Origin of the sequence: Streptomyces sp. E11-3 (assembly GCF_046540415.1) — a bacterium.
GTDB lineage: Bacteria > Actinomycetota > Actinomycetes > Streptomycetales > Streptomycetaceae > Streptomyces.
Map to the genome: position 1 here is coordinate 958722 of NZ_JAZGRL010000001.1, position 11717 is coordinate 970438.

Genomic DNA, 11717 nt, shown 5'->3' on the forward strand with positions numbered 1-11717 from the left:
GACGGGGCCACTGCGGAGGCACCACCTGCTCGAACAACTATGCGGGCAGGCGTTTCGCGGAGGAGGGCTCGCGATGGACAGCTACTTCACCAGTCGGCGTCACCATCAGCTCCGGGAAGAAGTACGAGGCTTCGCCGAACAGGAGGTCCGTCCCCGGATAGCCGCCATGGAAGCCGCCCGCACCGTTCAGTACGAGCTGTCGCGGCTGATCGCCCGGCAGGGCTGGATCGGTGTGACCATCGCCCGGGAGCACGGCGGAATGGGGGCCGGGCACCTCGCCAAGACCATCGTCATCGAGGAGCTGTCCCGGGTCAGCGGCGCCATGGGCGCCATGGTGCAGGCCTCCCAGCTGGGCGTTGCCAAGATCGTCCACTTCGGGAGCGACTCGCAGAAGAAGACCTGGCTGCCCGCCGTGGCGGCCGGTGAGTGCCTGCCGACGATCGCCGTCACGGAGGCTGAGTCGGGCGGCCATGTACTCGGGATGACGGCGAGCGCCGTACGGGACGGGGACGACTACATCGTCAACGGCCGCAAGGTGTACGTGGGAAACAGCCATGTGGGTGACCTCCATGGTGTCGTGGTGCGTACCGGACCCGGTTCGAAAGGCCTCACCGCGCTGCTGGTCGAGTCCGGTACGCCCGGGTTCTCGCTGGCCGACGAGCGGCCCACGATGGGCCTGCACGGCTTCAGCTTCGGCGAGCTGGTCTTCGACAACTGCCGGGTCCCGGCCGCCAACCGGCTCGGCGAGGAGGGGGACGGGCTGGCCGTCGCGTACTCCTCCAGCGTGCTGTACGGCCGACCGAATCTGACCGCGGTCTCGCTCGGCATCCACCAGGCGCTGCTCGATGAAACCGTCCGATTCAGCGCGGAACGGCACCGCTACGGCAAACCCCTGCACGAACTGACCAACATCAGGCTCAAGTTGGGCCAGATGCAGTCCCGGGTGATGACCGGCCGACTCGCCGCGTACCACGCGGCGCATCTCCTTGACGAGGGGCGCTCCTGCGACGCCGAGTTGATGAACGCCAAGGTGGTGAACGTCGAGTCGGCGCTGGACTCGGCGCGCAACGCCATGGAGGTGCACGCCGCGGCGGGCCTCTTCACGGACCGGCCCGTCGAGCGCTTCCTGCGCGACGCGCACCACATCTTCGCGCCTGCCGGCACCTCGGACGTCCAGCTGCTGCGGCTGGCCGAGGTCGCGCTGGGGAGGGCCAAGGGCAGTTGGTCGGAGCGGCTGGCCGACCTGGTGCGCACCGATCTGGAACCCGCCGTATAGCCCGCCGTATGGCGGGCTGAGGCGGCCCACCATCAGATGCCGCCGTCCTCACGGCGGTGGATCTGCCCGACCAGCTCCGCGGCCAGCGACTTGATCGTCTCGAGCCCTGCCCGCCCCCACGGGCGGGGCTCGGTGTCGACGACACAGATCGTGCCGAGCGCGATGCCCGTACGGTCGATGAGCGGCGCCCCCAGATAGGAGCGGATGCCGATCTCGTCGACCACCGGGTTCCCCGCGAACCGCGGGTAGTCGCAGACGTCCTCAAGGACCAGTGCCTTACGACGCACCACCACATGGGGGCAGTAGCCGTGGTCCCTGGCCATATAGCGACTCACCCCGCTGCTGGCGGCCGCCGCCCCCAGTTCGGCACCGGACTGGCTGCCCGCCGGGGTGTGCAGTCCGGCGAAGAACTGCCGGTTCTCGTCGATGAAGTTGACCATCGAGTACGGCGCTCCGGTGACTTCGGCCAGCCGGTCGGCGAACGCGTCGAAGGCCGGGTCCGCGTGCTCGCCGAGGCCGAGCCGCCGCAGCCGCTGCACTCGGGTGGGCGCGTCGTTGTCGATGGGGGTGAGCAGCAGGTGCCCTGTCGGGTCGTACATCATGTGCGCGCTCCGTGGCTCGATGCCGGGATGGGGTTGAGCAGGTGCTCGACCAGTGCGAGCAGGGTCTGGATGCCGGAACTTGAGATGCGTGCGTCGCAGAGCATCACCGGCACGTCGGGCTTGAGGTCTATGGCCGCGCGCACCTCGTCGGGTTCATAGCGGTACGCGCCGTCGAACTCGTTGACCGCGACGACGAACCGGATGTCTCGGTGCTCGAAGAAGTCGACGGCAGCGAAGCAGTCCTCAAGGCGTCGGGTGTCAGCGAGGATGATCGCCCCGAGGGCGCCTTCGGACAGTTCGTCCCACATGAACCAGAACCGCTCCTGCCCCGGAGTGCCGAAGAGGTAGAGCACATGCCGGTCGTCGAGCGTGATCCGTCCGAAGTCCATGGCCACGGTCGTGGTGGTCTTGTGCTCGACGCCGTCCAGGCTGTCGGTGGCCGCACTGACCGTGGTGAGCAACTCCTCCGTGCACAGCGGCTCGATCTCGCTGACCGCGCCCACGAAGGTGGTCTTGCCGACCCCGAAGCCGCCCGCGATCAGGATCTTCAGTGCGTTGGGGAAAGGCTCAGCGGGAAGGGGCTCAGAGGGGAAGGGCTCAGAGCCTGCGTCGTAGACCATCGAGCACTGCCTCCAATAGGGACCGGTCGGTGGGATGGTGGCGGAAACCGGGGGCCTTCGCGGTGAGCGCCCCGCAGTCGACGAGATCGGCCAGCAGCACCTTGGTCACCACCGCGGGCAGCCGCAGCTGCGCCGCGATCTCCGCGACCGAGGTGGGGCGGCCGTCGCACAGCCCGAGCGCCTGGCTGTGCTCGGGCCCCAACTGCCCCGCGGGCAGCGCCCCGGTGGGCATCACCAGGGACAGCAGGTCCAGCGGGGCGGACGGCTTGGTCCGGCCGTTGCTCACCGTGTAGGGGCGGACAAGCCGACCGGCCGCGTCGTCTAGCCACGGCCCGTCCTGCGGGGCCGCCACGCTCAGGACCTCGGGGCGGAGTGCGCCGCGGGGGCTACGGCCGGCTGCCTGGCCGGGGTGACCAGATACGGACGTACGCTCTTGACCAGCATCGCCATCTCGTAGCCGAGTACGGCCGCGTCCGCGTCGCGCCCGGCGAGCACCGCCAGGCAGGTGCCGGAGCCCGCGGTGGACACGAACAGCAGTGTGTCGGCGAGCTCGACCACGACCTGGCGCACCTCACCGCCGTCCCCGAATCTGGCGCCGGCGCTGCGGCCCAGTGAGTAGAGACCGGAGGCCAGGGCCGCCATGTGGTCGGCGCTGTCGGGTTCCAGGCCGTGCACGGACTTGACCAGCCCGTCACAGGAGAGCAGGACCGCGCTGCGGGTGTGCGGCACGCGCTGCACCAGCCCGCTCAACAGCCAGTCAAGGTCGGAGGCGTGGCCGCTCGGCACATCGCTCGCCATGGTGGATCGACTCCTTGGGGGTACGGCGATTGGGGAAGGGCGAGGTCGTACGGCATTCATATGGAGGTCATCCGGCCGGTTCGCTCCTCTCCTGACGGTCCTGCCCGGCAGCCAGGTCCAGGTCCCGGTCCCGGTCCTGGTCCTGGTGCTCGTCTCGGTCCTGGTCTTCGGCGAGGCCGATGCCCCGCTGGAAGGCGGCCATCAGGCCCGGGTCGTGGCCCACCAGATGGCCGCTGTCCCGCGGCGGCGCGGCGGGCGCCTCCCGCAGCTGCGGCACCATGTGCTCCTGCGCGCGCCGCTTGGGAAGCCGGGGGCGGCCCTGTTCGGCGCGTGCCGCGCCGTCGGCCGGGCCCGCCAGAGCGTGCTCCGCGGCCGCCGCGCGGTCCTCGGGGCGGATGCCGGGTACGGCGTCGGCGGGTGTCGGCCGCGCTTCGTGCGTCGCGCGTACGGGCAGCGGGGTGCCGTTGGCGGGGGCCGGGGCGGCCTTGGTGCCGCCCGCCGCCAGGGCGTCGTCCCGCCGCGCCTGCTGCGGGAGGTACACCGCCGGGCCGTGCGAGGGCGCGGTGGTGACCGTACGGGGCTGCGGCGGCGCAGGCGCGGCTGACAGCTGCGCCGGTTCCGGTGCGCCGACCGGCGGGGGCGGGGCCTGGACCCGGTTCGGTGCGGGCCCCGCGGGCACGGCCCCTGGGGGTTGCTGGCCCTGCTGGCCCTGCTGGCCTTGCTGGCCCTGCTGGCCCTGCTGGGGCTGTTCGGCTCCGAGCAGCCCCTGGGGCAGTACGACGACGGCCTGGACACCGCCGTAGATGTTGGTCTGCAGCCGCACCGCGACACCATGTCTGCGGGCCAGCGCGGCGACCACGAAGAGCCCGATGCGCCCGTCCGAGAGCAGGCTGGCGACATTGACCTGGTCGGGGTCGCTGAGCAGGGAGTTCATCTTGTTCTGCTCGGTGACGGACATACCGAGGCCACGGTCCTCGACCTCGACGGCGAGCCCGGCCGTGACATGGCTGGCGCGCAGCAGTACCTGGGTGTGCGGGGCCGAGAACACCGAGGCGTTCTCGACCAGTTCGGCCACCAGGTGGATGACGTCGGCGACGGCGTGGCCGCGCAGCGTGCCGTCGATCGGCGGCACCAGCTTGACCCGCGAGTACTGCTCGACCTCGGCGATGGCGGAGCGCAGCACCTCGGTCATGGTGACCGGATTCGACCACTGCCGACGGGAGATGGCGCCGCCGAGCACGGCGAGGTTCTCGGCATGGCGGCGGATACGGGTGGCGAGGTGGTCGACGTGGAAGAGGCCCTTGAGCAGCTCCGGGTCCTCGACCTCGTTCTCCAGCTCGTCCAGGAGCTGGATCTCGCGGTGCACCAGGGACTGAAGCCTGCGGGCGAGGTTGACGAAGACCTCGACCTTCTGTTCGTTGCCCGCGTGGCTGGAGAGCTGTGCGGCCTGGACGACCGAGGCCACCGCCATGTCGTGGGCGCGGTTCAACTCGTCGGTGAGCAGGTCGAACTCGTCGGCCGACGCGCTGGGGGGCGCGGGTGAGGTGCGGGCCGGTGGGCGTTCGCCACGGCGCAGCCCCTCGACGACGCCACGCAGCTCGGACTGGCCGCGTGCGCTGGTGCGGCGCAGTGCGATGAGGCGGTCGAGCACGGTCTGCGCGGCGCGGTTCGCGGCCACGGCGGCGGCCGCGATCCCGGCGACGGCGACCGCCGCCGCGGCGGCGAGCACGGCCCACTGGGTGAGTGTCGGCCGGGCGGATGTCAGGCGGAGGGCGAACAGGACGGCGCCCGCTCCGCACAGGGCCACCGCGACGGCCGGGAGGACCGCGCTGCGCTGGAGTTGACGGCGTATCAGGGTCTCGGGCAGCGGCTGAGCGGTGCGGGGTCCCGGCCTGCCGTGCCGCCCGCCCTCACGGCGGTCTGCGCGTGCGGCGGGTTCACGAGGGTGAGACATCAGCGTCCTCGGATGGGGGTTCCCCGCTCCTGAGGCGGCGGCGGGGAGGGGTGCGTAGGGCTCGGCTGAACGTTGGTCGGATGACGGCATGCGGCATCGCGCGCGGGGTCACGCCAGCCATCGGAAGGCATCGCGGCGTCGCCCCAGCGGGCACACACAGTAGTCGCCAACATGCCGTGTGCGAGAGTCAGTTGGCAAAGTCCAGCGAAGAGACTCCCGCTCTGGTATGACGCCCCGCACGGTCATCCGGATCACCCCGGAACCCGTACGCATGACGCACGTACGCCTGTTCGCCTGCGGTTTTCAGCCAGTACGGCGTACGGGAGCCCTGTCCACCCCCGTACGCCGTGCGCCTCCCGCGGACCGCCGCTCAGCCCCGTCGGGCCGTACGCTCGGCGCCGGCTCCCGACGAGCGCGCCACCACGGACAGTGAGCCGCAGCTCGGGCAGCTGGCGGCGAGAGTGGTCAGGGCGCTCAGGGCGCGATGTTGTGGTTGAGGCGGAAGAGGTTGCCAGGGTCGTAGCGGCGCTTGATGGCGCGCAGCCGGTCGTAGTTCTGCCGGTAGCTGGCGCGGACCCGGTGCTGGTCGTCGGTGTCCATGAAGTTGACGTAGCCGGCTTCCTCGGTGTGCGGGCGCAGCGCGGTGTCGTAGGCGCGGCACCAGGCCTTGTTGTGTTCGGTGTCGGCCGCGTCGCGGTAGGACGGGCCGAACGCGGTGGAGAACGCGGCGTCGCGGTAGGCGAAGGCGGTGTCCTCGGGGCCGAAGCGGTGGCAGGCGCCGTCGATGGGGAAGATCGCGGTGTCGGACTCCATGGACGGGATGGTCTCGCCGTAGGTGAGGTGGACGTCGATGGCGCCGTCGGAGAGCTCGCGGCTGAAGTTTCCCTTCCAGTAGTGGTAGAGACCGGGCGGCAGATCCTCGTCGAAGAGCGTGTTGATCACCGGGTACGGCATCCGGTCGACGTACTGGCCGAGAACCGGCCCCAGCGAGTCCAGTTGGGCGCGGATCCGGTCGTCGTGCTCGGACGGGCCGGTCCAGCAGGTGAGGACGACACACACCGGGCGGCCGTGCCAGCGCTCGGGGAGGAACGGCACGACGGGGCCGAGTGCCAGCACCAGCAGGGCGTTCAACTCCTCCGGTGCCTCGGCGATCAGCTCCCGCCAGCGGCGGATGACGTCGCCGTCCAGGGGGTAGACCGTGGGGCCGCCGAGGATGTCGGCGACAGGGTGGAGGCGGAACTCGAACGACGTGACGACGCCGAAGTTCCCGCCGCCGCCGCGCAGCGCCCAGAACAGGTCGGGGTGGTGTTCCTCGTCCACGGTCAGGGCGCGGCCGTCGGCGGTGACGACGTCGGCGGACAGCAGGTTGTCGCAGCTCAGGCCGCAGCGGCGGGAGAGCACGCCCATGCCACCGCCGAGGGTGAGACCGGCGACACCGGTGGTGGAGATGACGCCGCCGGTGGTGGCCAGACCGTAGGCGTGGGTGGCGTGGTTGAAGTCGGCCCAGGTGGCGCCGCCCTCGACGCGGGCCGTGCGGCGCTCCGGGTCGACGCGGACGCCCCGCATCCGGCCGAGGTCGAGGACCAGGCCGTCGTCGCAGGTGCCGTAGCCGGCGACGGCGTGGCTGCCGCCGCGCACGGCGAGGAGCAGGTCGTTGTCCCGGGCGAAGGTGACGGCGGCGATGGCGTCCGCCGTGTCGGCGGCGCGCACGATGACGGCGGGGTGCCGGTCGTGTATCGCGTTGTAGACGCGGCGGGCCTCGTCGTACGCCGGGTCAGCGGGCCGGATGATCTCGCCGTGGACGGCCTCCAGCAGCGGGTCGGCGGTGAGGGTGGTCATGGTGGCACCGGCTTTCGGGGACGGGTCAGGTGCTTCACTACGGCCGGTGTACCTCCTGGGGCAGGGCGGCGGCATCGCGGAAACAGCCCAGTTCCCGGGCCGGTATGGGCGGAATCACCCATATCGGTCGACCGGGTCAGACGAGTCCGTGGGTGTAGGCGTAGGCGGTGGCGGCGGCGCGGGAGGAGACGTCGACCTTGGCGTAGATGTTGTTGAGGTGCCGGGCGACGGTGTGTTCGCTGATGCTCAGGTCCGTGGCGATCTCCCGGCTGGAGCGGCCGGCGGCGACCAGCCGCAGTACCTCGGCTTCCCGGGCGGTGAGGTGTCCCGGCAGCGGTGGCTCGCGGCCGAGCAGCGCGGCGGCGCGGCGGGCGTCGGGGGCGGCCCCGAGACTCTCGAAGACATCCCGCGCGGAACTCAGCTCCAGCCGTGCGCCCTCCGGATCCCCGGCGCGCCGGCAGGCGGAGGCGAGCAACATCCGGACCTGGGCGGCCTGATACGGGGCGCGCAGGGTCAGCCAGTGGCTGAGGGCTCGGCGCAGCAGCCGCAGCGCCTCGTCGAGCCGACCGGGGCGCTGCACCTGGGCTAGCGCGACGGCACCGCGGGCGGTGTACGCCATGGCCTGCAGCGGGGCCGGGTGGTGGGCTTCGGTGGCGAGCGCGGTGAGGGCGTCGGCGGCCTCGGCCGCCTGTGCGATGTCGCCGTTGGCCAGCGCGATCTCGTTCAGGGCGGCGAGCAGGCCGGCTCGGGCGAGACGGTCGGTGGCCGGTACGGCGGCTAGGGCGTGTGTCGGAAGTCCCTCCGTCCGCCCGGAGGGTGGGCCCTGCGGCGGCTGGTGCGTGCTCTCGGCGTGCCGGGTGGAAGCCCTCGTACTGGACGTATTCGGGCTTTCGCCCGGTGCGGCGAGAGTGCGTGCCAGGCGTCGCGGGGCAGGAGGGACTTCCGACACACGCCCTAGGGCCGGGCGCAGCCCGACGAGGGCCTCCTGGGCACGGCCCTGGGCGAGGCGGAGCAGGGCCAGGCCGGGCTGGGGGTGGTGGCCGTGTGCGTGCGCGCGGGTGTAGGCCTGCGCGGCGGCGGTCAGGTCACCGCGACGCCGGTGGATCTCCGCGGTCTCGTAGTACGCGGCGCCGATGGTCACGGTGTCGGTGGGCATCAGCTGGGCCATCTCGCGGCGGGCGCGGTCGGCCTCTGTCTGGGCCCGGCTCCAGTGGCCCTGGAGCTGGAGTACCTGTACCCGGTGGACGCGGCACAGGCCGCGGAACGGGTTGTCGCCGCCGAGCACCTCGCACCAGCGCATCGCCGCGTCGGACCATTCGACGGCCCGCTCCAGCTCGGCGGCGGCCATGCAGTCGCTGAGGGCGAGGCAGTAGATCCACCCGGTGAACAGCGAGGACAGCTCTCCTGCCGTGACGGCGCACATCGCGTCGTCCAGCAGCGCCAGGCCCTCGGTGACGTGGCCCTGGGCGATCAGCACGCTGCCGTGGACCTGCCGGGCCATCGCGAGCAGGTCGGCATCGCCATGGCGGTGCGCGGTGCGGACCATCCGGCGGGCGGCTTCCAGGGCGTCCTGCTGACGGCCCTCCTCCTGGGCTTCCTCCGCGTCGCTCCAGTCGAGGTAGCAGCGTTCGGGACAGTCGGGGGTGGCGGCCAGTTCCTGGCGGGCTCGGCGCAGCCAGCCCGCGGCGGCCGCGGGGCGGCCGATGTCGCGGCACTCGTAGAAGATCATCCAGGCGGTGGCGCCGGCCGCGCGCAGGTCACCGGCCGCGTGCTGCGCGGCGTAGACCCGGGTGCGCAGGTCGATGGACTCCTCCGGGTGGCCGGTCCACCAGGCCGAGTCGGCGAACTCGTCCAGCGCGGCGGGCCCCAGCGTGGCCGGGTCCTGGGCGCGGAACAGCCGACGCGCTGTCGCCCAGTCCTCCTGGGCGACCGCCACACGGGCCCGTTCCACGACGGTGACCGGCTGTTGGGTGGGCACCTCTCCAGGATAGGAACGGGCGGTCCGGGGCGCACCGGCGTCGCCTCTGGTGCGGCACGCGGCCGTGCCGCCCCGAGGCAGGCCACGGACACATGACCGCAGGTCGGGCGGTCCTACGCGCACATGACCGCAGGTCGGGCGGTCCTACGCGGCTGGTGTCGGTCCTACCGGCCGGTGTCAGTCCTACGCGGCCGGTGTCGGCTCGGGCTCGCCCGTGCCCTCGGCCGCGCGCGTGGGCTCGGCCAGCGCCGGCTTCTCGGGTACCGGCGCCGCCACCTCCGCCTCCGCCGGGGGCGCGACCGAGCGCCACCACGGCGTGGACGGCATGGCGTCGGAACCGGGCTCGAACGGCTCGCCCGGCCGGGGCAGCGCGATGTCGACGCCCGCGCGCCGGGTGGCGGCGAGGGTGCCGTCGCCGGGCTCGGCCCACGGATGCGGGGCCAGGTTGAAGGTGGCCCAGTGGATCGGCAGCAGGGTGCCGTGCGGACCTCCCTGGAGGTCGAGGTGCGCGCGTACCCCTTCCTCGGGCGTCATGTGAATGTCCGGCCAGTAGTCGCTGTAGGCGCCGATCTGGATCATCGTGGCGTCGAACGGACCGTGCTCGGCGCCGATGTCCGCGAAACCGGGGAAGTAGCCGGTGTCCCCGCTGTGGTAGATCCGGTGTCTGTCGCCCGCGACCGCCCAGGAGGCCCACAGGGTCATCTGCTGGTTGCGCAGGCCGCGGCCGCAGAAGTGCCGGGCCGGGGTCGCGGTCAGTTCGAGCCCCGCGACCTTGGTGCTCTCCTGCCAGTCGAGCTCCCGCAGCCTGTCCGCGCTGACGCCCCAGCGCTCCAGGTGCGCGCCCACGCCGAGCGGCACCGCGAACACCGTGTCCGTACCGGCCAGGGCCTTGATCGTCGGGAGGTCGAGGTGGTCGTAGTGGTCGTGCGAGATGACGACGACATCGACCGGCCCCAGTGCGGCCAGCGGCAACGGCACCGGATGCAGCCGCTTGGGCCCGGCGAAGGCGAAGGGCGAGCAGCGCTCGCCCCACACCGGGTCGAAGAGCACCCTCTTGCCGTCGATCTCGGCGAGCACGCTGGAGTGACCCATCCAGGTCAGCCGCAGTCCGCTCGCCGGGGGCCGGGCCAGGTCGGCGAGGGTGGTGGCATGCACGGGCACCGGACCGGTGGGGGCGCGGCGGGCGCGCTCCTCCCTGCGGAAGTACCGCTTGGCGAGCTCCAGCGTCGAACCGGCGGGGCGGACCGTCGCCCCGACCGGGTTCTGGAACTGTCCCTGGGCGAAATGCGGCGATCGGCGGATGCGCTCAAGTCGCTCACCCGTCGCGTCCGCGCCGAAGGCCTCAGGCCGCAGCGAGCGGAGCCCGGAGCGCAGGGATGGCTTGGCCGTCACGGGACCTCCTGGTGGGTCGGTCAGGGTTTCCATTATGGGCACTCGGGGTTCAGGCGCTCGGCTGCCCGTACGCCCGCTCGACGTGCAGGCGCAGCACGAGGCGCCGGTCGCGCACCATCGCCGCGCGGTAGTCGTCCCAGTCCGGATGCTCGCCCAGCACATCGCGGTACAGGGTGATCAGCTCTTCGACGGTGGCGTCCTGCGGGTCGGCAGCGACCGGGGTCAGCTCGGCGGTGCCGTCCACAGTCGTCCAGGACCAGCGGTCGTCGCTGGTGACGTGGTAGCTCGCGCGGGGGTCTCGGCGGAGGTTGCGGGTCTTGGCACGGCCATCGGTGATCGAGATCCGCAGCACCCGTTCGTCCGGGTAGTAGTGGTGGTTGACGTTCGACAGCTGGGGGCGACCGTCTCGCCTCAGGGTGGCCAACACCCCTCCGTCGTACTCGGAGAGGAGCTTGAGCAGGGCTTCCTGGGGGACCTCAGATGCCGTCATGCCCTGCTCAACGTGCCGGACGGCTCAGGGATTCCGCATCCGGTGATCCGGTTCACACCGGCCGCGGCCGCCTCGATGTCACATTCCACGGGCCCCCGTCCGTCGCAGGGGTGACAGCGAACGTCACGCATGGGAGGTGGCCGACATGGCCCGTATCTCGCTCGCTCCGCGCCCGTCCCTCGTCTACCGCTTCGTCCGGTGGTACTCGAAGCGCGCGTACGGCCGGACCATGGACCCGCTGAAGGCCATGGCACACCACCCGAAGGCGCTGTGGGGCACCGTGCGCTACGAGCAGTCCATCGCCCGGTGGAACACGCTCGATCACGAGCTCAAGGCGCTGGCGGTCATGGCGTCGGCGGCCGCGATCGGCTGCTCGTGGTGCATGGACTTCGGCTACTGGAAGCACCACGAGAGCGGCATGGACCCGCGGAAGCTGGAGGACGTCCCGGTGTGGCGCGAAAGCGCGGTCTACACACCGCTGGAGCGCGACGTCCTGGAGTACGCGGAGGCGGTGACCACCGACCCGTACGCCCTGGACGACTCGTTGGCGGACCGGCTGATCGGCCGTCTGGGTGAGGAGGCGTTCGTCGAGCTCACCATGATGGTGGCGGTCGAGAACCTGCGCTCCCGGTTCAACGCCGCGGTAGGGCTGACCAGCCAGGGCTTCAAGGAGTCCTGCGCCCTGCCGCGGACCGGCTCCGAGCGTACGCCGACGTCCTCCTGACCCTCCTGCTTCCATCTGCCCCCTGATCCGCCTGCCCCTCCCGG

General features: G+C 71.9%; 11 protein-coding genes. 2 read left to right on the forward strand and 9 right to left on the reverse strand.

From position 1 onward, the window contains the following. Positions 1-73: 73 nt before the first annotated feature. The gene (locus tag U9R90_RS04265; protein WP_411055013.1) at positions 74-1276 is read left to right on the forward strand and encodes an acyl-CoA dehydrogenase family protein; all 1203 of its coding nucleotides are present in this window, start codon (positions 74-76) and stop codon (positions 1274-1276) included. A 32-nt stretch (positions 1277-1308) separates the two neighbouring features. On the opposite strand, the gene U9R90_RS04270 is transcribed toward U9R90_RS04265, so the two are convergent. The 9 genes from U9R90_RS04270 to U9R90_RS04310 all read right to left on the reverse strand — a co-directional run bounded on the left by U9R90_RS04270 (position 1309) and on the right by U9R90_RS04310 (position 10949). Beyond that, the gene (locus tag U9R90_RS04270) at positions 1309-1878 is read right to left on the reverse strand and encodes a GAF domain-containing protein (protein WP_411055014.1); all 570 of its coding nucleotides are present in this window, start codon (positions 1876-1878) and stop codon (positions 1309-1311) included. Then, a complete protein-coding gene (locus U9R90_RS04275) occupies positions 1875-2498 on the reverse strand; it encodes a GTP-binding protein (RefSeq protein ID WP_411055015.1) in 624 nt (207 codons plus the stop codon). The genes U9R90_RS04270 and U9R90_RS04275 overlap by 4 nt, the downstream gene beginning before the upstream one ends. Next, positions 2476-2856 carry a DUF742 domain-containing protein gene (locus U9R90_RS04280; RefSeq protein ID WP_411057635.1) on the reverse strand — a complete coding sequence of 127 codons (381 nt, stop codon included), beginning with the start codon at positions 2854-2856 and terminating at the stop codon, positions 2476-2478. Before U9R90_RS04280 ends, U9R90_RS04275 begins: the two co-directional genes overlap by 23 nt. Continuing rightward, the gene (locus tag U9R90_RS04285) at positions 2853-3296 is read right to left on the reverse strand and encodes a roadblock/LC7 domain-containing protein (protein ID WP_411055016.1); all 444 of its coding nucleotides are present in this window, start codon (positions 3294-3296) and stop codon (positions 2853-2855) included. Before U9R90_RS04285 ends, U9R90_RS04280 begins: the two co-directional genes overlap by 4 nt. Positions 3297-3363: 67 nt before the next feature. Then, positions 3364-5250, reverse strand: coding sequence for an ATP-binding protein (locus U9R90_RS04290; RefSeq protein ID WP_411055017.1), 1887 nt, complete (start codon positions 5248-5250; stop codon positions 3364-3366). Between the two features lie 474 nt (positions 5251-5724). Then, positions 5725-7089, reverse strand: coding sequence for an FAD-binding oxidoreductase (locus U9R90_RS04295; protein ID WP_411055018.1), 1365 nt, complete (start codon positions 7087-7089; stop codon positions 5725-5727). A gap of 136 nt (positions 7090-7225) precedes the next feature. After that, complete coding sequence (locus U9R90_RS04300) at positions 7226-9067, reverse strand: LuxR C-terminal-related transcriptional regulator (protein ID WP_411055020.1); 1842 nt, start codon at positions 9065-9067, stop codon at positions 7226-7228. A gap of 183 nt (positions 9068-9250) precedes the next feature. Then, positions 9251-10459, reverse strand: a complete 1209-nt coding sequence (locus U9R90_RS04305) for an MBL fold metallo-hydrolase (protein WP_411055021.1) — start codon at positions 10457-10459, stop codon at positions 9251-9253. Between the two features lie 49 nt (positions 10460-10508). Then, positions 10509-10949: a PPOX class F420-dependent oxidoreductase gene (locus U9R90_RS04310; RefSeq protein ID WP_411055022.1), complete on the reverse strand. Its 441-nt coding sequence runs from the start codon at positions 10947-10949 to the stop codon at positions 10509-10511. 145 nt (positions 10950-11094) lie between these two features. On the opposite strand from U9R90_RS04310, the gene U9R90_RS04315 reads away from it, so the two are divergent. Continuing rightward, positions 11095-11673 carry a carboxymuconolactone decarboxylase family protein gene (locus U9R90_RS04315; protein WP_411055023.1) on the forward strand — a complete coding sequence of 193 codons (579 nt, stop codon included), beginning with the start codon at positions 11095-11097 and terminating at the stop codon, positions 11671-11673. Positions 11674-11717: the final 44 nt, after the last annotated feature.